Source organism: Ruegeria sp. CJ3, assembly GCF_056536725.1.
Genome location: NZ_JBQFQE010000008.1, coordinates 151,334 through 172,635, shown reverse-complemented (window position 1 = coordinate 172,635; position 21,302 = coordinate 151,334). Strand labels below are relative to the sequence as shown.

Genomic DNA, 21,302 nt, shown 5'->3' with positions numbered 1-21,302 from the left:
GGTCCTTTCACAACTTGCGAAACTGAGGTTCCAGCGCAGCCAGCGCCTGCAGGGTGTTGGCGGGCAGATGCGCATCCAGATGCGGCAGCGCAGCCTGCATCGCGGCGGCGACGGGTTCGTAACGGTCCCAGCCTTTCAGGGGGTTCAGCCAGACGATCCGCCGCGCCTTGCGCCGGATCCGCCCCAGCGCCGCGCCCAGCGCCTGCGGATCGGAACTGCAATAGCCATCCGACAGGATCAGCACGACCGTCCGCCCATTCAGCGCCCGCGCCCCATAGCCGTTCAGAAAGCCTTCAAGACTGCCCGAGATGTCGGTGCCGCCACCAAACCCCTCGGCCATCAGCGACAACCGCCCCGCCGCACGGATCGAATCGTGATCCCGCAGCGCATCCGTAACCCGCATCAGACGCGTGTGGAACAAATAGGCATCGGCTTCGGTGCCGCTGCTGATTAGACCTTTAAGAAAGGCCAGAAAAACACGGGAATAAACCGTCATCGATCCGCTGACATCACACAAGGCCACGATCCGCATCGGACGCGGCGGCCGGGCGCGGCGATAGAGGTCTATCGGCTCGCCCCCGCGCGCCAGACTGGCCCGTTGAATACGACGCATGTCCAGCGCAGGACCGCGCAGCGCCTTTTTCCGCCTCCGCGATCGGCGGTCTCGAATGGCCTGGGCCAAACGTTCCGCAGCCATTTCCGCCTGTTTTAGAGACTGTTCATCCATCAATTCCCGCAGGTCCCGGCGCGACAGGTTGGCCGTGCGGGTCGCGATAAGCTTCCCGTCCATCCCTTCGGCCTCCCCGTCGCCCGGATCAGGAGTGGTGGCTGCCTGATCTGTATCCGCATTCGCGTTGGTCTGGTCCTGATCCGAGCCTTGCCAGATCATAGGCTTGGCGGACTGCACCCGTACATGCGCAGCTTGCGCCTGACCCACGCGCTGCTTGCCCGCATTGAACCAGTAAGCGTCGAACAACGCGTCAAACCGCCGCCAGTCCTCGGCATCCCCGGCCAACAGCGCGCGCAAGGCCTCCCGCGCCAGATCCACATCCGTCGCTTCAACCGCATTCAGGGCGGCAAGCGCGTCACCGGTCTCTTTTGGCCCCACACGCAACCCGTTCATGCGCAGATGAGCCATGAACCCCGACATTCGGTCGGCAAGGCCCAAAGCCCGGGACGGAAAGCGCGTCACCTGCATCAGGCCACCTTTCCGATCAGTCGATCCATCACTTCCGGCGGTGCAGCATCATAGTCTGCAGCGGTCTTGAGCAAACAAACCAAGGTCGCCTGCACCTCGTCCCGCGCTTGCGCCAGATCGTTGACACCCAACCCGGACAGCGCCGCCGCCCAATCCAGCATCTCGGCGATACCCGGTACCTTCTCGAGATCTTCCTTGCGCAATGCCTGAACAACCCCAATGATCTGACGCGCCAAAAGCGCCTCAACCTCGGGCATCCGCGCCCGCAGGATCGCCATTTCGGTCTCTTTCGAGGGATAGTCCAGAAAACTGTACAAACACCGCCGCCGCAGCGCGTCAGACAAGTCTCGCGTGCCGTTAGCCGTCAGAATCACAATCGGCCGCGACCTAGCCGCGACCGTACCAAGCTCGGGAATGGTGATCTGAAAGTCAGACAGAATTTCCAGCAAATAGGCTTCGAATTCCTCATCGGCCCGATCAATCTCGTCAATTAGCAAAATCGGGGGAGCATCCTGCGAAATAGCCTCTAACAAAGGCCGTTTCAGCAAATACGCATCGGAAAATAACTGCGCTTCTTCAACACCGCCCTGCGCTTCGCTCGCACGGATCGCCAAGAGCTGCCGCTGATAATTCCACTCATAAATCGCGTGGCTGGCATCCAACCCTTCGTAACACTGCAACCGGATCAACCGGGCATCCAGCCACGCTGCCATAGCCTTCGCCACCTCGGTCTTACCAACACCTGCAGGCCCCTCCAGCAACAACGGTCGCCCCAAAGCCTGCGCCAGATGCAACGCCATCGCCAACCGATCATCGGCAACATAACCCTGCGCGGCCAACCCGTTCTGCACATCGCTCAAAGTCAAAACCAAGATCCATTCTTCATCTGGCTAAAAATATCCCGGGGGTCCAAGGGGGCAGAGCCCCCTTGCTTCCGTCGGACCGGCCCAAGCCGGTCCGACCCCAATCACCCATGCATCCCCAGCCCATTGGCGATCTTCCATATCCGCCAATGATCATGCGGCATATGGCTCTGCACCAACCCGAAGGGCCGGAACGCATCATGCACCGCGTTCGAGAAACAAGGCACGCCCCCGACATTCGGGCTCTCACCGACGCCTTTCGCCCCAATCGGATGATGCGGAGACGGCGTAACCGTATAGTCGGTGATATAGTTCGGCGTCTCCCAAGCGGTCGGCAGGAAGAAGTCCATCAGCGTGCCGGTCTTCACATTGCCCATCTCGTCATAGGCAATCTCCTGCCCCATCGCGATGGCCAGCGCCTCGGTCACGCCGCCATGGACCTGCCCGTCGATGATCATCGGATTGATCCGGGTGCCGCAATCATCCAGCGCATAGAACTTGCGAACGTCCCATTCACCGGTATCCACATCGATCTCCATGACACAGATATAGGCCCCGAACGGGTAGGTCATGTTCGGCGGATCGTAATAGCTGACCGCCTCCAGACCGGGCTCCAGCCCCGGGATTGCCTGATTATAGGCGGCGAAGGCGATTTCCTTCATGGTCTTGAACCGCTCGGGCGCGCCTTTGACCGAGAACCGATCAACATCCCACTCGACATCGTCGTCGTGGACCTCAAGCAGATAAGCCGCAATCATCTGCGCCTTGGCGCGGATTTTGCGCGCGGCCATGGCCGTTGCCGCGCCCGCGACAGGCGTGGACCGAGAGCCATAGGTTCCCAGACCATAGGGCGCAGTATCGGTGTCGCCTTCCTCCAGCGTGATGTCATCAGCGGGCAAGCCGATCTCACTGGCGATGATCTGGGCAAAGGTCGTGGCATGGCCCTGACCCTGCGAGATCGTCCCCAGCCGCGCGATGGCGGACCCCGTCGGGTGGATACGGATTTCGCAGCTGTCGAACATGCCAAGTCCGAGAATATCGCAGTTCTTGACCGGTCCCGCGCCGACGATTTCGGTGAAATGCGTCAGACCAATGCCCAGCAGCTTGCGAGTCTTTCCGGCCTTGAACTCCTCGACCCGCTGCGCCTGTTCAGCGCGCAAACCTTCATAATCAACAGCCTTCAGAGCCTTGTCCCAAGCTGTGTGATAGTCGCCTGAATCATACTCCCAGCCCAACGCCGATTGATACGGGAACTGATCGGCCTTGATGAAGTTGATCCGCCGCAGCTCGGCCGCGTCCATGTTCAGCTTGATGGCCAGAACCTCGATCATGCGCTCGATGAAATACGCCGCCTCGGTCACGCGGAAGGAACAGCGATAGGCGACACCGCCCGGCGCTTTGTTGGTATAGACCCCATCCACCGCCAGATAGGCCGTCGGGATGTCATAGGACCCCGTGCAGATGTTCATGAACCCCGCCGGGAACTTGGTTGGATCGGCACAGGCGTCAAACCCGCCGTGATCCGCGGTCGTATGGCACCACAAACCGGTGATCTTGCCATCCTTGGTGGCGGCGATCTTGCCCTGCATCCAGTAGTCACGGGCAAAGGCGGTGGACATCAGGTTCTCCATCCGGTCCTCGACCCATTTCACCGGCTTGCCGGTCACGATCGAGGCCACGACCGAGCAGACATAGCCCGCATAGGCCCCAACCTTGTTGCCGAACCCGCCACCGATATCAGGGCTGATCACGCGGATATTGTGCTCGGCGATGCCAGAGATCAGCGAGACAACCGTCCGGATCGCGTGCGGGGCCTGAAACGTCCCGTAGAGCGTCAGCTTTCCGGTCACCTTGTCCATGCTGGCCACGGACCCGCAGGTCTCAAGCGGGCAAGGGTGGGTGCGGTGGTAATAGACCATCTCTTCCGCCACCACGTCGGCCTCGGCCAGAATGGCCTCGGTCGCGTCCTTATCGCCCTGTTCCCAGGTGAAGATGTGGTTGTGATGCTTGCGCGGTCCGTGCGCACCTTCGGTCTGCCCCTCAAGGTCTTCGCGCAGGACCACATCGGATTTCAGCGCTTCGAACGGGTCGGTCAGAACGGGCAGTTCTTCGTACTCGACCTCGACCAGTTCCGCAGCATCCGCTGCGATATACCGATCCTCGGCGACGACAAAGGCAACCTCCTGCCCTTGGAAAAGCACTTTGCCATCGGCCAGCACCATCTGCTTGTCACCGGCCAGCGTTGGCATCCAGTGCAGGCCCAGCGGAGACAGGTCTTCGGCTGTCAGAACAGCGATCACGCCAGGCATCGCCAAAGCGGCCTCTTTGTTCACGCTGACAACGCGGGCATGCGCGTAGGGCGAGCGCACGAAGTCGCCGAACAGCATCCCGTCCAGCTTGATGTCATCGACATAGTTGCCTTTGCCTTGGGTAAAGCGCACATCCTCGACGCGTTTGCGCGAGCTGCCCATGCCTTTGAGGTTGGCGGCGCGTTCTTCGGGGGTCAGTGTCTGGTCGTTCATTCCGCGGCCTCCTTCTGAGCGTTCAGCATGTCAGCCGAGGCCGAGATCGCCTTGACGATATTCTGGTATCCGGTGCAGCGGCAGAGGTTGCCGGCCATGCCAAAGCGGATTTCCTCTTCGGTCGGGTTCGGATTTTCCTGCAACAGACGATGCGCGCGGGTGATCATGCCCGGCGTGCAGAAGCCACATTGCAGCCCGTGATGTTCGCGGAACATTTCCTGCAGAACGCCAAGGCTGCCATCGTCATTGGTCAGCCCTTCGACGGTGGTGATATCTGCGCCGTTCACTTGCGCCACAAAAGTGGTGCAGGATTTGACGGATTTGCCGTCGATATCCACGGTGCAGGCGCCACAATGGCTGGTTTCACAACCGATATGAGGGCCAGTGATTTTCAGATCTTCCCGCAGGAAGTGGATCAGCAACGTGCGCGGCTCGGCCAGACCTTCGACCTCTTTGCCATTCACGGTGAGTTTGACGTGCATTTTTGACATTGGTTCCTCCCCTCAACCCGCGCGGCTTAGCGCACGGTCGATGGCGCGGTGCAGCATCACGGCGGCCACGTGTTTCTTGAATTCGACGGGGCCACGATTGTCGGCCACAGGATCAATTGCGTCCAGCATCGCAGCGACGCAGCCATTCACATCGCCATCCGCCAGCGCAGCACTGGCACCCTCGGACCAGACCGGCGTGTCGGCCAGATTGGTCATCGCGACCGAGGCCGTGCCATTGCCGACCATCACCGCAGCGGCGGCGGTGGCATAGTCGCCAATCTTGCGCTTTTGCTTTTCATAGGCCTGCCCGACACCCGCGCCGGGCACCGGGATCGAGATGCGGGTCAGGATTTCTTCGTCCTCACGGGCGGTAAAATAAGCCGCCTCGTAAAACTCACGCGCGGCGATGCTGCGCGACCCATCGGGGCCGGACAGTTCGAACGTGGCGTTCAGGCATTGCATCAGCCCCGGCATGTCGTTGCCGGGATCACCATTGGCCACGTTGCCGCCAACTGTCCCGACATAACGCACTTGCGGGTCCGCGATCTGCAACGCCGCTTCCCGGATCAGCGGAACGGCGGACTCCAGACCTTCATGGGTGATCAACTCGTGCTGGGTGACCATCGCGCCCAGCGTAACCGTGTCTGAACCGACCTCGATGCCCTTCAATTCCTCAATGGCCTGCAGATCGACCAGATGGCCCATCTCGGCCATGCGCAGTTTCATCATCGGGATCAGGCTGTGCCCGCCCGCGATCACGCGCGCCTCGTCTCCGTGTTCCTGCAAAATACCAATGGCCGAGGCGATGTCGCCTGGCCGGTGATACTCAAATCCGGCTGGTATCATATTTTTCCTCCCTGGGTCCGACGCAATGCCTTGGGGGACCTGTGGATAGAAAACGAGGGCGGCGTCAGCCGTTCCAGACAGCGGAAACGGGGCGCGCAGCTTGTTTCACGAAATGCGAATGGGCTGCACGAGTTGCGATCAGAGGCCCAACGCGTCGCGGATGTCGGCTAGGCGGGACCGGCTGACCGGGACTTTGGGCAAAGCATCCACACCTTCGAAATAGCAGGTGCCATTGTCCTTGTGCCGCTCGAAGCTTGAGACGTGGCGGGGATTGACCAGATAGCTGCGATGAGCGCGCAGGAACCCATCAGGTTGCAGGCGGGTTTCAGCCTCGGTGATCGACCACGGGCAAAAGAGTTTCTCGGACCCCATGTAGAGGACGGTGTAATGCCCCTCGGCCCGGATGGCGGCGATGCGGGCGGGTTCGGCAAAGAAGGTCTGGCCTTCGCGTTCGAACGGGACGCCCGCGCGCAAGGTTGCGGGTTCGGGCGCCGGGGTGGGCTGTGCGGGGGGCTCTTTCGGCTCGACGAAGGAAATCCCGGTCAGCAGGAAGGCGCCGCAGATCAGAAAAACCGAAACGGTGACGCCCATGGCCAGAACCTGATTGTCCAGCGCCGGGCCCGCGCCGCCGGGGCTGTCGCTGGCGATGAAATCGGTCAGGCCGGTGGCGACGAAATGCATGGTGAACACGGCCAGCCCGAAACAGACCGTGCCCAGCAGGATGTTACGCTGGGTCCGGTTGCCATAGGCCACCCAGATCGCGGCAACCGACAAGATCACCGAGGCCAGCGTCGACAAGGCAACATCCAGCGCGTTGTAGACCGGGCGACACAGCTGCATCCCCGCCATGCCGATATAGTGCATCACCACGATGCCAAGACCGACGATCACCCCGGCCCCGACCATGGTCTGGGCTGTGCGGGGCCGGAAATGCAGCAGCAGCAGCGCCAGCCCCACCATCAGGATCGCCACCAGCGCCGAGATCAGCGTGATCAGCGCGTCGTAATAGAACAGGATCGGCAGTTGCAGCCCCAGCATGGCGACGAAATGCATCGACCAGATGCCGCCGCCCAGCACGACCGCCGCCAGCGCCACCACAAGCTTGCGCCGCTGGCTGTCCAGCCGCGACGCGCCGTGGGTCAGATAGAGGCCGGTGAAACCCGCCATCAGGGCGACGGCCAGCGAAGCCGCCACAAGCCAGGCGTTATGCGAATAATCCAGCATTTCGGTCTGCACGCCCTCCCCCGGCGTGAACAGACGTTAGCAAACGGATTTGACGGGAACAATCGGGGGTTTGGGGCCGCCGGTTGGCGGGCGGCCCCAACAGTATCAATCGCTGATCGCGCCTTCTTCGTCGCGGCGCTGGTGCATCTTGGCCTTGACCCGCGCACCCACGATCAGGGGTAGGACAAAGCCGATGATCGCAATCGCCAAAAGTCCGATGGCCAGCGGGCTGTCGACAAGGGTCCACCAATTGCCGTTGTCGATGGTGACGGCGCGGCGCAGGTTGTTCTCCATCGAGTTGCCCAGCAGCGTGCCAAGAATGATCGGCACCAGCGGCACGTCCAGCTTGCGCAGAACCCAGCCCATCACGCCGAACCCGATCATCACCAGCAGGTCAAAGCTGGACCCCGAGATGCCGTAGATGCCGACAAAGCTGACCATCGCCACGATCGGCATCAGGATGCGCGAGGGCACCATCAGCACGCGGTTGAACAGGCCCACCATCGGGATATTCATCGCCAGCAGCATGAAGTTGGCAATGAACAGCGCCGCAATCAGGCCCCAGACCACATCTGGGTTCTGGGTGAACAACAGCGAACCCGGCGTGACGTTCAGCGCCAGCAGAACCGCCAGCAACACGGCTGTGGTCCCCGACCCCGGCACGCCCAGCGCCAGCATCGGCACCAGGGCACCGCCGGCGGCGGCGTTGTTGCCGGCCTCGGGCGCGGCCACGCCACGGGGATCACCGGTGCCAAAGGTGTTCTCTTTATCGACCAGCCGCTTCTCCATCGAATACGAGATGAACGAGCCCAGCGACGCGCCCGCCCCCGGCAGAACACCGGCAATGAAGCCAAGGAAGGACGTCCGCAGCATGGTCGGTGTGCACTTCATGACCATCGACAGCGGCGGATAAAGGCGGCCAATGTTCAGCTTGCTGCTGGTGGCATCCGACCCGCCGTGGCGGTGTTCAAGGAAGATGAACACTTCGGACAGGGCAAAGACAGCAGCCGCAATTGCGCCACTGGTTCCAAACAGTTTCATTCGTTCCTCCTCCTAGGGTCTTTCTGGGCCGCGCGCGCGGCCGAAACCGATCCCCGCCAAGGCCGGGCCCTTTCGTGCAGGTTCATTCTGTGTAACGATAAACCTGTCACGAACCTGTCACGCCAAACGGGCCAAGGGGGCGAAAGGGATATGCGCGTTCTAATGATCGAAGATGCCGAGGATCTGGCCGAGGGCGTGGTCGCCCATCTGGCGCGATCCGGCGTGGTCTGCGATCTGGCCACCACGGTCGAGGCGGCGCGGGATTTCCGCGCGGTGCAAAGCTATGACGCCATGCTGCTGGACATCAACCTGCCCGACGGGTCGGGTTTGAACTTTCTTGCCAAAATCCGTGCGTCGGGCGACCGGACGCCCGTTCTGATGCTGACGGCGCTGACCTCGGTCGAGGATCGCGTGGCCGCGCTGGACAAGGGGGCCGACGATTATCTGGGCAAGCCCTTCGATCAGCGCGAGCTTGAGGCCCGGCTGCGCGCGCTGGTGCGCCGCGATGCGGATCGCAAGACCGAACAGGTCACGCTGGGGCCCCTGATCTACGCCCCCAAGGACCGCAGCGCCACGCTGGACGGCAAGCGCCTGAACCTGACCGCGCGCGAGGCCGCCGTGCTGGACGCCCTGATCCGGCACGAGGGGCAGTATATGTCCAAGGCGCGGCTTTACGATTCGCTCTATGGGTTCGAGGACGCGGATGTGGGCGAAAACGCCATCGAGCTTTATATCGCCCGGCTGCGCAAGAAATTCGCCGACAGTGCTGTAAGCATCACCACCCAACGCGGGGTGGGATACCGGATCGGGCTGGATGGGTAGCCTGCGCCTGCCCCACAGCCTGACGGCCCGCGTGCTCAGTGCCGTGGTGCTGATCCTGGTGCTGGGTGGGTTACTGGTGGCACTGTCGATCTGGGCCAACGGGCGGTTGGCGGCACGGCAGGCCTATGACCGGCTGCTGCTGGGCGCGGCCAGCGACATCGCGGAATCGGTGCGCATTCAGGACGGCGCGCCGGTGGTGGACCTGCCGGTTTCGGCCTTTCAACTGCTGGCACAGGCGCCCGAGGATCGCATCTATTACGCCGTTCAGGTGCCCGACGGCCCCTTCATCACCGGTCTGGACCGCGACACGGTGATCGACACCCCGCCCACCACCGGCACCGCGCCGCAATATTTCGCCGCCGATCTGAATGGCGAGCCTGCGCGGTTTGTCCGCTTGACACGGCTGTTTGCCGAACGTGATTTCTCGGGCGAGGTCGAGATTCTGGTCGGCCAGACCCTGCGCGCGCGCCATTCGATGACCGCTGGGCTGATGCGCGACGCGCTGTTGCCGATGGCGCTTGCCGGAGGGTTGCTGGTCATCATGTCGTGGTTTGTCACCCGCTCGGCCCTGCGCCCGCTCGAGGCGCTGTCGGATGATCTGACCGGGCGCGACCCGTATGATCTGACGCCGATGCCCAGCGCCGGATTGCCGCGTGAATTGCAGGTGATGCTGGGCGCGATGAATCGGTTCATGGGGCGGCTGGACCGACAGGTGGACACGATGCGCAACCTGATCGCCGATACCGCCCATCAGCTGCGCACCCCCGTCGCAGCCATTCGCGTGCAGGCCGAGATTGCGCAGGACGACCCCGACGCCCCGGCCCGCGCCCGGGCGCTGGACCGGCTGTTGGGCCGCACCCGGTCTCTGGGCACGCTGCTGGATCAGCTTCTGTCGCGCGCGATGGTCATCCACCGTATCGACAGCGCCCCGCGCCGCGCCGTCGATCTGCGCGAGGTCGCGCTGGAGATCGTCGAACAGCGCGATCACGAGGTCATCGCCCCCGGTGTCGAGGTCCGGCTGGAGATCGGCGAGCAACCGGTGTTGGTGCGGGCCGACGCCTTTTCCATCGGCGAGGCGGCCAAGAACCTGCTGGGCAATGCGCTGCGGCACGGGCAGCCTCCGGTCAGTATCGGGGCCGAACTGGCCGAGGGTCGCGCCGTGCTGTGGGTACGCGATTGCGGGCCGGGGCCGGACCGGGCGATTGCCGACCATCTGGGCGCGCGGTTCAACCGCAACGCAGGCTCGGGCGAGGACAGCACCGGGCTGGGCCTGTCGATCGTGAAATCCACCGCCGAGGCCTTCGACGGCACCGTCGAAATGGCCAGCGACGACCGCGGCTTTCGCGCCGCGCTCAGCTTTCCGGCGGCTTCGGAAGGAGGCACCTGATGATCCGGCTTATCGGTCTTTTCCTGCTGACCCTGACGACCGCTGCACAGGCGCAGGAAGATACGGCGCAGTTTGGGCAAGGCCCCGAGGCGATGCTGGTGCGCTCGACCACCGACATCGCCATCATCCGCCCGGTGATCGAACGGTTTGCGGTGCTGAACCCGAACCTGACCATCACCTATGAGCAATGGGGATCAAACGCGCTGTTTCAGCACAGCCGGACGGCCTGCAAAACCGGCGAAGGCGCGGCGGATGCGGTGCTGTCTTCGGCGGTGCAGCAGATGGTCTGGCTGGTCAACGCGGCCTGTGCCAGCCGCTACAGCTCACCCGCGACGCAGGCGTTGCCGTCCGCCCGCCGCTGGCGGGAGGAGCTGTGGGGGATCACGACCGAGCCCGCCGTCATCGTCTACAACAAGGACGGGCTGAAGGATCACGAGGTTCCCCGCAGCCGCTTTGCCCTGCTGGACGCGATGCGCACCCAGCCCGAGTTGCTGCGCGGGCGGGTTGCCACCTATGACATCGCCGCCTCGGGGCTTGGATATCTGTTTGCCTATGGCGACAGCCTCGAGGCGACGACCTTCGGCTCGTTGATCGAAGGCTTTGCGCGCATCGACGCGGTGGCCACCTGCTGTTCGGCGCGCATCATCGACGACGTGGCGCAGGGGCGGTTTCTGATCGCCTATAACGTGCTGGGGTCGTATGTCGCCAGCGCCGAGGCCCCCGGTGTGGGTGTCATCCTGCCCGAGGATTACACCCTGGTCCTATCCCGCGCCTACATGATCCCGCAGCAGGCCGAGAACACGCAGGCCGCCACCCGGCTGCTGGATTTCCTGCTGTCGCCCGAGGCGCAGGACCTGCTGGCCGCCTCGGGTCTGGTGGCCCGGCTGGACGCCGCCGATACCGGGCTTGCGCCCAGCGCCCGGCGGTTCATTCCGCTGTCGCCCGCCCTGCTGGTCGCGCGCGATCAGAACCGGCGGGCCGAGCTGTTCAAGCTGTGGAACGACGCGTTCAACGTGGAAACCGCGCGCTGACGATCAGGCCTGCCGGGCGACATCATCCCGAACCGGTTCGGCCTGCACCTCGATCACGTCCTCTTCGGGTGCCTCGGCGGGGGTTTCATCCTCTGCCGCCTCGTCCGCGTCGGCCTCGTCCATCTCGGCCTGATTCTCAAGCGCGCCGACGATCAGCGGCAGCATGTGCACACCGGTCGCGCTGGCAAGCTCGGGCGTTTGCGGGGTCTGCCAGCTGAGCGTGTCAAAGCTGTTGCAGTTCTGGCAGACCGGGCCCCATTCGGGCTGAATGTCATGGCAGTTGTTGCACACCCATTGCGGACCGCGCGGCGCGGTCAGCGCCTTGGCCAACCAGCCTTGTACCACCGCATCCGAGGCACCCTCGCCCCGTTCGACCGCCGCCATCAGCGTATAGGCGCGCGCATCGGCCTGTTTCTCGACCAGATCGCCCAGCGCGCGACGGGCTTCGGGGAAATCCTCGGCCACGATGTTCAACTCGGCCCGGATCAGGCGAGTTTCCATGTGATCGGGGTGAATGCGGGTCAGGGCAGTGAAGCGCTTGATCCGCTGGTCCGGGGTTTCATCCGGCGCGATCTCGGCAAAGGCATGGGCCAGATCGGGATGCGGCTGCACCTCCCACGCCTTCTTCAGAATCTTGGTCGCAGCGCGAGACTTGCCCTTGGCCAGATAGGCCCGCGCAGCCATTGCGGCGGCGGGCACCAGATCGGGCGACAGACGGTTGGCCTCGATCGCGTGCTCCTGCTGTTCGACTGTGCTGGTCTCATCCAGAATATCGCGCGCCTCGGACAGGGCCAGCACCGCGTCGCGGCGTTTGAACACGTCGCGCGGCAGATGGCCCGATTTTAGCTTGGCTGTCAGGGTCGAGCGCGCGCCCGCCCAGTCCTGCGCCTTGGTCTGCAGGGTCAGCAGCACGTCCTGCGTTTCCTCGTGCCGGGGCTTCATCGCCAGCGCCTTTTCGGCCAGCTTGCGGGCGGTGTCGTCATCGCCCTCGGCCAATTTCTGTTTCATGATCCCGCGCACACCGACAAAGCGGGTTGCACTGTTCGTCACCAGCTTCTTGTACGTCTCGGACGCCTTGCGCGTGTCGCCCGTCATCTCAGCCGCCTGCGCCACCAGCAGGTTGGTCAGCTCGGGCTTGTTCAGCAGCTTTTCGGCCTTGGCCGCCTTGGTCATGGCAATACGCCCCTCGCCCGAGGCCAGCGCCATCAACCCATCCGACAGCGCCTGATACCCGCGCTGTTCGCGGCTGCGGTCGAAATAGCGCGACAGGGCGGTTTCATCACCGTTGAGGAATTTCAGCGTCGCAATCAGCAGGCTAAGCAGTTTGAAGAACAGCCACACCGCCAGCACCAGCACGCCCAGCGCGATCACCGATTGCAGCGGGCCCAGCGTGTATTCCGTGCCTGCGACGGTGATCTGCACCCCGCCGCTGGATTCCATCAGGAACCCGGCACCCAGGGCCAGAAGGCCGATAATCGCAACAAAAACAAGGATTTTTAACAATGACCACAGCATGTCAGGCCCCTCAGTTCGAATTCGCGCCGGATGTCAGCGCCTGTGCGGCTTCCACCGCCGACAACCGCGTCTGGGCCGCCTGTTCCCACTCGGCCAAGGCGGCCTGCGCCGCCTCGGGCAGCGATTTCAACTCGGTCAGCGCGGTGGCCACATCGCCATCGGCCAGCGCCGCCTGCGCCCGCGACAGAACCGCATCAGGGTCATCGCCCTGCTGCGGCGTCACCGAACGCGCGCCGGTCTGACGCTGCAGAAACGCCACCAGCCCCGTGCCTTTGTCCGCGTCGCGCGCATCCGCCAGCGCCGAACGCGCGACCGGTTCAAAAGACGCACGCAGGGCTGCAATCGTCTCAACCCCCTTTTCGGCCGGGTCCGACAGCGCGGCGGGGACATCGACCCCGCTCGCCTTCAACTCACTCACAAGCTCATCATAGGGCTGGCCGGTATCCAACTGGCCCTGCAGCCGCGACAGGATGGCGGTGTTGGTCGCCGCGCGGGCCTCGGATGCGGCCTTGGCCTCGAGCGCTTGTGCGTCCGAGACCATCTTTTCCACCTCGGCCCGCTGGGTCGCCAGCGAGTCCTGCAATTTCTTCAGTTCCGCCTCATAGGCCGCCACCGCAGCGGGCGAGGCCGCATCGGTGACAGGCCGCTTTTCCAACTCGGTCAGACGGTCGGCCAGCGGATCAACCTTGCCACCCAGCGCATCCAGGCCGGATTTGACCGCGCCCAGATCGGTTTCGATCGGGGTCAGCTTGTTAGTCAGGGCAGTGATCTGGTCCGACAGGCCCGAGACATCAGGGCTGTCCGACAGGCTCTTGGCCAGCTGACTGAGTTGATCCGACTGATCGGCCAGTTTTTTCTCAAGCGCCGCGATAGTGTCGGTTTGGTCCGAGCCCTGCGACAGCAGGCCCCCATTGCCGACGGCAAAGCCGATCCCGGCGGCAATAACGCCCCCGATCAGCGCCGGGACAAAGCCGCCGCGCTTTTCCACGGTGCGCTCGATGATCTTTTCCTCGACCGGCGCGGGCGGAGCTTCGGCTTCGGCTTCGGCTTCGGCTTCGGCTTCGGCTTCGGCTTCGGCTTCGGCTTCGGCTTCGGCTTCGGCTTCGGCTTCGGCTTCGGCTTCGGAAGTTACCTCGGCAGCAGGCTCGGTGGTGTCAACCGAATCGTCAGCTTTATTGGGGGCGTTTTCAGCCCCGGCATCCTCGGTCAGTTCTTCAACATTGAGGTCTTCGACCGGTTCCTGATCGGGTTTTTTCTTATCAGCCACCGGCATAATCCCCTTATTGATTCCTGAAACACATGAACAACAGACCAACCCAAGTTAATCCGCACCCGGCGCACCCTCAACCCGCATCGCGTATTTCACAAGTTTTTTAACGGCTTTCTGCATTCGGGCCGGGGTGGGTTCACGGGCGATGACCAGCTTCTCGGCGGCCAGAGAGCTAACCGGTTCCGCCGCCGCCTCGCTGATCGCGGCCAGCCACAAGGGCGCCGGGCCGGGCCAGACATTGGCGAATTGTCGCGCGGTGCGGGGCGAAAACAGCGGCACGATCACCGGCTGATCACCCTCGGCCACGACCGAGGCCTCATCGCTGAGCGGCAGCAGATGCTGATGATAGACCGGCTGTTCGCGGGTGGTCAGGCCGGAACCCGTCAATCGTTCCGCGATATTGCCGCGGCTGTGTTCACCGCGCAGATGCAGCAGCGGCGTCGGGGGCCGCAGCCGTAACAGGCCGGCCACAAGCTCTTCGGCGGTGCCGCCGATCATCTGGGCATCCCAACCCGCCGATCGCGCGGCCTGGGTTGTGGCCGGTCCCACGCACCAGGCGGGCAGCCCGCGATCGATGTCCAGGGACGCCGCAGCCTGCACCCCGTTGGCCGAAGTAAAGATCAGCCCGCGCATCTCGCTGGTGTCCACCGGCACCGCCAGCGGCCTGATGTCCAGAAGGGGGGAATACAGAACCGAAACCCGGGACCGAACACTGTCGGGCAACTGCGCAACGAACCTGTCCGAGGCGGCGCGAGGGCGGGTCATCAACAAATACAACGGTCGGTGCCTTCGGCCCTGGGATTGTTTGCGTCCGCGCGGGGTGCTACCCCGCCATAAGATCATGATGCAACGGATCAGGCCAATGGTGCAAACACTTACCGTCCTCGGGCTGGAAAGCAGCTGTGATGATACCGCAGCCGCCGTGGTGCGCGGGGCCGAGTCGGAGGCGCAGATTCTGGCCTCGGTCGTGCATGGCCAGACGGACCTGCACAGCGCCTATGGCGGCGTGGTGCCCGAGATCGCGGCACGCGCCCATGCGGAAAAACTGGATATCTGCGTAAAACAGGCTCTGACACAGGCGGATTTGACGTTGGCCGAGATTGACGCGGTGGCCGTCACCGCCGGGCCCGGCCTGATCGGTGGGGTGATGTCCGGCGTTATGTGCGCCAAGGGGATCAGCGCGGCAACCGGGCTGCCGCTGATCGGGGTGAACCACCTGGCGGGTCACGCGCTGACGCCGCGGCTGACGGACGGGATCGCGTTTCCCTATCTGATGCTGCTGGTCTCGGGCGGGCATTGCCAATATCTGATCGCCCACGGGCCCGAAAGCTTCACCCGTCTGGGTGGCACTATCGACGACGCGCCGGGTGAGGCCTTCGACAAGACCGCCCGTCTGCTGGGCCTGCCACAGCCCGGCGGGCCCTCGGTCGAGGCCGAGGCGCGCGCGGGTGATGCCAACCGGTTCCGCTTTCCCCGGCCTTTGCTTGACCGGCCCGGATGTGACCTGTCGTTCTCGGGGTTGAAGACCGCGCTGATGCGGATGCGGGACCAGATCGTTGGTGAAAAAGGCGGGCTCACGCGGCAGGACCGCGCCGATCTGTGCGCAGGGTTTCAGCAAGCCGTCGTCGACACACTGGCCGAGAAAACCCGCCGGGCGCTGGCGCTGTATCTGGCCGAAAGCCCGCCCGATCCGGTTGTCGCTGTTGCGGGGGGCGTGGCGGCCAATTCGGCCATTCGCACCGCATTAGAGACTGTTTGTGCCGAGGCAGGCGCGCGGTTCACCGCGCCGCCGTTGGCGTTGTGTACGGATAATGCGGCGATGATCGCTTATGCCGGGCTCGAACGGTTTCGCAGCGGCGCACGCGACGGGCTGGACTTGACCGCCCGTCCGCGCTGGCCCTTGGATCAGACAAGCCCGGCTATGCTGGGCAGCGGCAAGAAGGGGGCCAAGGCATGAGCGTTTCGGTTCTGGGCTCGGGTGCGTTCGGCACCGCGCTGGCAATCTCACTGGCTGGGAACGGGCCGGTGACGCTGTGGGCGCGCGATGCGGAACAGGCCCGGTTGACGCAAACCACCCGCGAAAACGCGGCACGGCTGCCCGGCGTAACACTGCCTGACGGGATTAACGTCACCTCGGACATCGCGCAGGCTGCAGAAAGCGAAACGCTGTTGCTTTCGATCCCGATGCAGAAACTGCGCGGCGCCCTGCAGAACCATGCCCCGGTTCTGACCGGCAAGACGCTGGTCGCCTGCTGCAAGGGGATCGAGCTGTCGACCGGACTGGGGCCGGTCTCGGTCATCCGCCAGACGGTCCCGGACGCCTGCCCTGCCCTGCTGACCGGACCCAGCTTTGCCGACGACATCGCGTGCGGGTTGCCCACGGCGCTGACGTTGGGCTGTGCCGAGGCCGATCTGGGGCAGGCCTTGCAGCGCGAATTGACCTCGGCCAATCTGCGGCTTTACCGCACCACCGATACGGTGGGCGCGGAACTGGGCGGAGCATTGAAGAATGTCATCGCCATCGCCTGCGGCGCTTGTATCGGCGCCGGGATGGGCGACAGCGCCCGAGCGGCCCTGCTGACGCGCGGATTTGCCGAGATGCAGCGCTTTGCCGCGATGCGGGGCGCGCAGGCCGAGACCTTGATGGGGCTCTCGGGGCTCGGTGATCTGGTGCTGACCTGCTCGTCCGATCTGTCACGGAACTACCGTTTTGGTCTGAGTTTGGGTCGAAACGCGGATTTTGACCCTAGCACGACCGTCGAGGGCGTCGCCACCGCGCGCGCCATGTCCGACATCGCCAAAGCCGAAGGTCTGGACATGCCCATCAGTACGACGGTGGCAGAACTCAGTCATGGCGCCTACAGTGTGGCGCAGGCGATTCAGTCGCTGCTCAACCGACCCCTGAAGGAGGAATAACATGCTGATCGCCCTGATCGCGCGCGACAAGGCTGGCGCGCTGCAGACCCGGCTGGGCAACCGCGCCGCCCATCTGGCCTATATCGAAGAGACCGGTGTCGTCGCGCAGGCCGGCCCCCTGCTGGACGGAGAGGCGATGATCGGCTCGCTGATCATACTCGACGTCGAGGATCTGGCCACCGCGCAGGACTGGGCCACGAACGATCCCTATGCGATGGCGGGGCTGTTCGAGTCGGTCGAGCTGATCCCATGGAAACGGGTGGTGGGCTGATGGCCTATTGGCTGTTCAAATCCGAACCTTCGACCTGGAGCTGGGACCAGCAGGTTGCCAAGGGCGACGCGGGCGAGGAATGGGACGGGGTGCGCAACTATCAGGCGCGCAATTTCATGCGGCAGATGGCGGTGGGCGACCGGGGGTTCTTTTACCACTCGCAAAAGGACAAGGCGATTGTCGGCATTGTCGAGGTCTGCGCCGAGGCCCATCCCGACAGCACCACCGATGACGACCGCTGGGAGTGTGTGGACATCAAGGCGGTGCGCCCCTTCACGACGCCGGTCACGCTGGACCAGATCAAGGCCGACGAGCGGCTGGCCGAAATGGTGCTGGTGCGCAATTCGCGCCTGTCGGTGCAGCCGGTGACCGAGGCCGAATGGGCGGTGATCTGCGGGCTGGGCGAGACGCAGCCCGACTGAAGAAAAATGGGAAGGTCCTGACGATGCAGAACCTTCCCTACCCCCGCGTGCTCCCAACTCACCACACGCGTATGGAATTTCATGGCTCTGACCGTCCTGGTCTTTCCGCGACCTTAGCCCACACACGGCGGACGGTTCAAACACCAAGTCCTTAAATTACATCTCAAATCCAAGACGCCCGCCAGGTGCGTCAGCCATAGACCGACTCTTTGCCGAAATGCTTGGTCAGCATGTAATAGACCACGGCGCGGTATTTGTTGCGCTCGGACATGCCATAGGTCTCCATGCTCTTGTTGATCGCTTCCATCAGCTCGGGACCGTCCGAAAGGCCCAGCTTCTTGATCAGGAAGTTGTTCTTGACCGTCTCAAGCTCGCCCTCCTGGCTGGCCGCCACAGTCGAGGCATCAGCGTCATAGATTGCCGGGCCGCAGCCGATCGTGACCTTGGTCAGCAGGTCCATATCAGCATCCATGCCGCATTTCGATTTCAGATCTTCGGCGTATTTGGCGATCAGCTCGTCACGTTTTCCCATAAAATACTCTCCCGTCAGACAGTCATTGCTGCGTTAAAATCAAACCCTTGGGGCGGGTGGGGAAAGGTTAGCCAGATAAGCGCATCGGACAAAGGGAAAATTTTGGCGCTTTCCCCCTAAGCGCGGGCCTGAAACGCCTGCGTGGCCAGATCGGAAAAGGCGCGCACCTTGCGGCCTGGCGTGGCGTTGCCGGCGTGAACGAACGCAATCGGCGCATCAGGTGCGCGCAAGGCGCCGGGCATGACCTCGCGCAGCAGCCCGTGATCCAATTCGCGCTGTACCGCCAGACGGGATTTGACCGCAAGGCCCAACCCCTGCACCGCCGCCTCGGTCAGCATGTCCGAGTTCGACACGGCAATGCGGGTGGGCACGGTCAGGCGGGTGCCGTCGCGCAGGTCGAACCGGGTCTGCCACGGCAGGCAGGCCCAGCGCATCAGGCGCAGATCCTCGACCGTCTGCGGCGTGCCGTAGCGGTCGCAAAACGCGGGCGCGGCGCAGATCAGGCGGTCATTATCGCTCAGCTTGCGGGCCTTCAGGGTGCTGTCGGCCAACTGGCCCACGCGGATGGCGCAGTCGATGCCTTCATCCACCAGCGAGACATAACGGTCGACCGCAAGGAATTCGACGGACAGGTCGGGGTGGCGGGTCTGAAAATCCTCCATCAGCGGCATGATGAACCGCGACAGGATCCACGGCGACAGCGTCACCCTCAGATGCCCGCGCAGCGCGCCGGTGCCGCTGCCCGCGTCAAGTTCGGCGTCGCGCAGATCGGCCAGGACGGGTTCGATCCGGTCCAGAAAGATATGGCCTTCATTGGTCAGCTGCACGGTACGGCTGTTGCGGTGAAACAGCTTGAGGTTCAGCACATCCTCAAGCTTGGCAATGCGGTGGCTGACCGTCGCCGCCGAAACGCCCAGCGCCTTCGCGGCGGACCCCACGCCCCCGGTTTTGGCAACCGAGACAAAGGTGAGCAGATCGTTCACATGGTACATTCGAAAAATCCTGATGCTGGTTTCAGGATCAAGCCAGTTATCGTGAAAAATTTCAAATGGTATCTGAGCGGGTATCAGAGGAGGACCCCATGAAACACCTGTTCGCCATTTGCGCCCTTGCGCTGGCTGCCCCTGCAACTGCAGCGGAATTGGAAACCTATCTTGAGTTCGAAAAGGCCATGCCCCCGGGTAATCTGGCCATTGGCCCGGATGGGCGCATGTTCATGTCCGTGCACGAATTCTACGGCCCCGAACTGCGCGTGGTCGAGGTGATGCCGGACGGGTCCACCAAACCCTATCCGACCGAAGATTGGGCGCGCGCGCCAAACGATGATGCGGATGGGCTGAACGGTGTGTTGGGGCTGCGCGCAGATCGCGATGGTATCCTGTGGATGCTGGATGGTCAGGGCGAGAACCAGACCGGACGCGTTGTCGGTTGGGACACCAATACCGAGACGCTGCATGCGATTCATTATATCGGCGCACCTGTCGCGCGCCCGACCTCGTTCCTGAACGATCTCGCCGTGGATCGCGATCATGGGGCCATCTACATCTCGGACACGGGTGACGGTCAGAACTCGGCCATTATCGTGGTCGATCTGGACACCGGACGCGCGCGGCGGGTTCTGGAAGGCTCTCAATATACGATTCCCGAAGATACGCCGATGGTCATCGACGGGCGCGAGATCACGCTGGGCGGCAATCCGGCCAAGATCGGCATCAACCCGATCACCGTCGATCCGACAAACACATGGGTCTATTTCGCCCCGATGACGGCCAGCGCGATGTATCGCATCCCGACCGCCGCACTTCTGGATGAAAGCCTGTCGGACGCCGAGCTTGAGGCGCAGGTCGAACGCTATGGCGACAAGCCGATCTCGGATGGCTCGACCGTGGATACCGGTGGCAATGTCTACATCACCGCGATGACGGACAATGCGCTGGGTGTGACCAAGCCGGACGGGACCTATGAAGTGTTGTTCCAGTCGGATGATGAATTGCCGTGGCCGGACGGGTTCTCGATCGGTGCGGATGGATATGTCTATGCCACGATTAACGAGTTGCACCGCTCGCCCGTTCTGAACAATGGCGAGGATGCCTCGAAAGGGATCTACAAGATCGTCCGGTTCAAATCGCTGTCTGACGCGGTCAGCGGACGCTAAGCGAATCCCCGGCCCTGCGAAGCGGGGCCGGACCACCTACCGGCAATAGCCCCAACCGGGGCCTTGCAGATGGAAATGATCCGCGTGCAGGCGATTGAAATTGGGGCCCAGCACCACGCGGAACCAGTCGCAGGCCCCTTTTCCGATCCGGTGTAGAAAGTCAGCCTCGGGGCCCGGTGTCGTCCAATCCTGTAGCAGGCTGAGCGTTCGCCCGTCCGCCAGCTCAACCCCCACAATATCGATGGAATCTGCCGTAGCATGGCTGCTCCATCCGCTGTTTTCACCCTGCGAGGTGCGCATGCGGCGGCAATTGTAACTGCCCAGATGTCGCAATGCGCGCACCTCGGTCCCCAATAGGTCGCGCGCGGCGGGTTGCACCACATGATGTTCCCACATCGCCAAGCGCAGGGCAGTCGTACAGCGGGTTTCCACCCCGCTGATCCGGGCACTGACCAACCGTGACAGCGATCCCCGACCGGCGATGCCGCAGTTCTGATCGACCACCAAGTCCTCCATCTCCGAGAACGCGGCACCGGCTTGTGACAGGGTCGCCCGGCACTGTGCCTCATCCGCCAGCGCGCGGTTCAATTGGAACTTGGTGGCAGGCGTGACCGGGGCAGTCAGGGTCAGGTCCCGAAGGGGATTCCAATACGCGGGCAGCGGGGTTTTGGGGTGCGCCAACAACAGGTACCCGCCCGATCCAACAAGGAATAGAAATACGATGATTGAAAAGAAAAACGCCGCCAGTTTCATCAACCGGCGGCGTCCTGAAGGTTCGGTCATACCCGATCCGCAA

At 63.4% G+C, this 21,302-nt stretch carries 20 protein-coding genes and 1 pseudogene; 8 read left to right on the top strand and 13 right to left on the bottom strand.

The genetic code is table 11. The features are described from left to right. Positions 1-7: 7 nt before the first annotated feature. The 7 genes and pseudogenes from ACR0J1_RS15345 to ACR0J1_RS15315 form a co-directional block, all read right to left on the bottom strand. The gene (locus ACR0J1_RS15345) at positions 8-1,198 is read right to left on the bottom strand and encodes a vWA domain-containing protein (RefSeq protein WP_480733833.1); all 1,191 of its coding nucleotides are present in this window, start codon (positions 1,196-1,198) and stop codon (positions 8-10) included. Further along, on the bottom strand, positions 1,198-2,064 hold the full coding sequence (locus tag ACR0J1_RS15340; protein WP_480733832.1) for an AAA family ATPase: 867 nt from the start codon (positions 2,062-2,064) through the stop codon (positions 1,198-1,200). Before ACR0J1_RS15340 ends, ACR0J1_RS15345 begins: the two co-directional genes overlap by 1 nt. A gap of 101 nt (positions 2,065-2,165) precedes the next feature. Continuing rightward, positions 2,166-4,583: an aerobic carbon-monoxide dehydrogenase large subunit gene (locus tag ACR0J1_RS15335; RefSeq protein ID WP_480733831.1), complete on the bottom strand. Its 2,418-nt coding sequence runs from the start codon at positions 4,581-4,583 to the stop codon at positions 2,166-2,168. Further along, on the bottom strand, positions 4,580-5,074 hold the full coding sequence (locus tag ACR0J1_RS15330) for a (2Fe-2S)-binding protein (protein ID WP_170355562.1): 495 nt from the start codon (positions 5,072-5,074) through the stop codon (positions 4,580-4,582). The genes ACR0J1_RS15335 and ACR0J1_RS15330 overlap by 4 nt, the downstream gene beginning before the upstream one ends. A 12-nt stretch (positions 5,075-5,086) precedes the next feature. Next, complete coding sequence (locus ACR0J1_RS15325; protein ID WP_480733830.1) at positions 5,087-5,920, bottom strand: FAD binding domain-containing protein; 834 nt, start codon at positions 5,918-5,920, stop codon at positions 5,087-5,089. Between the two features lie 138 nt (positions 5,921-6,058). Then, positions 6,059-7,144 carry an MHYT domain-containing protein gene (locus ACR0J1_RS15320; protein ID WP_480733844.1) on the bottom strand — a complete coding sequence of 362 codons (1,086 nt, stop codon included), beginning with the start codon at positions 7,142-7,144 and terminating at the stop codon, positions 6,059-6,061. Between the two features lie 105 nt (positions 7,145-7,249). Further along, positions 7,250-8,146, bottom strand: a pseudogene (locus tag ACR0J1_RS15315) (tripartite tricarboxylate transporter permease); the annotation flags it as partial. A gap of 189 nt (positions 8,147-8,335) precedes the next feature. Between ACR0J1_RS15315 and ACR0J1_RS15310 the strand changes: the two are divergent. The 3 genes from ACR0J1_RS15310 to ACR0J1_RS15300 are packed head-to-tail and all read left to right on the top strand — an operon-like array spanning position 8,336 to position 11,425. Then, positions 8,336-9,007: a response regulator transcription factor gene (locus tag ACR0J1_RS15310; RefSeq protein WP_480733829.1), complete on the top strand. Its 672-nt coding sequence runs from the start codon at positions 8,336-8,338 to the stop codon at positions 9,005-9,007. Beyond that, the gene (locus tag ACR0J1_RS15305; protein ID WP_480733828.1) at positions 9,000-10,394 is read left to right on the top strand and encodes a sensor histidine kinase; all 1,395 of its coding nucleotides are present in this window, start codon (positions 9,000-9,002) and stop codon (positions 10,392-10,394) included. The genes ACR0J1_RS15310 and ACR0J1_RS15305 overlap by 8 nt, the downstream gene beginning before the upstream one ends. Then, entirely contained in the window at positions 10,394-11,425 is a 1,032-nt protein-coding gene (locus ACR0J1_RS15300) for an ABC transporter substrate-binding protein (protein WP_480733827.1), read from the top strand. The genes ACR0J1_RS15305 and ACR0J1_RS15300 overlap by 1 nt, the downstream gene beginning before the upstream one ends. A 3-nt stretch (positions 11,426-11,428) precedes the next feature. On the opposite strand, the gene ACR0J1_RS15295 is transcribed toward ACR0J1_RS15300, so the two are convergent. From ACR0J1_RS15295 to ACR0J1_RS15285, 3 genes are read right to left on the bottom strand one after another with little or no spacing between them, the layout of a single operon-like run. Then, positions 11,429-12,940 (bottom strand): heme biosynthesis HemY N-terminal domain-containing protein, encoded by a 1,512-nt coding sequence (locus ACR0J1_RS15295; RefSeq protein WP_480733826.1) that lies wholly within the window; start codon positions 12,938-12,940, stop codon positions 11,429-11,431. 10 nt (positions 12,941-12,950) lie between these two features. Continuing rightward, positions 12,951-14,213: a COG4223 family protein gene (locus tag ACR0J1_RS15290; RefSeq protein ID WP_480733825.1), complete on the bottom strand. Its 1,263-nt coding sequence runs from the start codon at positions 14,211-14,213 to the stop codon at positions 12,951-12,953. A 48-nt stretch (positions 14,214-14,261) separates the two neighbouring features. Further along, positions 14,262-14,975 (bottom strand): uroporphyrinogen-III synthase, encoded by a 714-nt coding sequence (locus tag ACR0J1_RS15285; RefSeq protein WP_480733824.1) that lies wholly within the window; start codon positions 14,973-14,975, stop codon positions 14,262-14,264. A gap of 97 nt (positions 14,976-15,072) precedes the next feature. Here ACR0J1_RS15285 and tsaD point away from each other — a divergent pair, with 97 nt between their 5' ends. From tsaD to ACR0J1_RS15265, 4 genes are read left to right on the top strand one after another with little or no spacing between them, the layout of a single operon-like run. Beyond that, positions 15,073-16,167: a tRNA (adenosine(37)-N6)-threonylcarbamoyltransferase complex transferase subunit TsaD gene (tsaD, locus tag ACR0J1_RS15280; RefSeq protein WP_480733823.1), complete on the top strand. Its 1,095-nt coding sequence runs from the start codon at positions 15,073-15,075 to the stop codon at positions 16,165-16,167. After that, the gene (locus ACR0J1_RS15275; RefSeq protein WP_480733822.1) at positions 16,164-17,126 is read left to right on the top strand and encodes an NAD(P)H-dependent glycerol-3-phosphate dehydrogenase; all 963 of its coding nucleotides are present in this window, start codon (positions 16,164-16,166) and stop codon (positions 17,124-17,126) included. The genes tsaD and ACR0J1_RS15275 overlap by 4 nt, the downstream gene beginning before the upstream one ends. Position 17,127: 1 nt before the next feature. Further along, positions 17,128-17,397 (top strand): YciI family protein, encoded by a 270-nt coding sequence (locus ACR0J1_RS15270; protein WP_480733821.1) that lies wholly within the window; start codon positions 17,128-17,130, stop codon positions 17,395-17,397. Then, entirely contained in the window at positions 17,397-17,819 is a 423-nt protein-coding gene (locus ACR0J1_RS15265; protein ID WP_480733820.1) for an EVE domain-containing protein, read from the top strand. The genes ACR0J1_RS15270 and ACR0J1_RS15265 overlap by 1 nt, the downstream gene beginning before the upstream one ends. A 190-nt stretch (positions 17,820-18,009) precedes the next feature. Here the strand turns inward: ACR0J1_RS15265 and ACR0J1_RS15260 are convergent, their stop codons facing one another. Together ACR0J1_RS15260 and ACR0J1_RS15255 are read right to left on the bottom strand one after the other, a co-directional pair. Beyond that, on the bottom strand, positions 18,010-18,351 hold the full coding sequence (locus tag ACR0J1_RS15260) for a DUF2853 family protein (protein WP_480533813.1): 342 nt from the start codon (positions 18,349-18,351) through the stop codon (positions 18,010-18,012). A 116-nt stretch (positions 18,352-18,467) separates the two neighbouring features. Beyond that, positions 18,468-19,343 (bottom strand): LysR family transcriptional regulator, encoded by an 876-nt coding sequence (locus ACR0J1_RS15255; protein WP_480533811.1) that lies wholly within the window; start codon positions 19,341-19,343, stop codon positions 18,468-18,470. 89 nt (positions 19,344-19,432) lie between these two features. Here ACR0J1_RS15255 and ACR0J1_RS15250 point away from each other — a divergent pair, with 89 nt between their 5' ends. Continuing rightward, positions 19,433-20,506 (top strand): L-dopachrome tautomerase-related protein, encoded by a 1,074-nt coding sequence (locus tag ACR0J1_RS15250; RefSeq protein WP_480733819.1) that lies wholly within the window; start codon positions 19,433-19,435, stop codon positions 20,504-20,506. Positions 20,507-20,542: 36 nt separating this feature from the next. Here the strand turns inward: ACR0J1_RS15250 and ACR0J1_RS15245 are convergent, their stop codons facing one another. Then, positions 20,543-21,289, bottom strand: coding sequence for an extensin-like domain-containing protein (locus ACR0J1_RS15245; protein ID WP_480733818.1), 747 nt, complete (start codon positions 21,287-21,289; stop codon positions 20,543-20,545). Positions 21,290-21,302 lie beyond the last annotated feature (13 nt).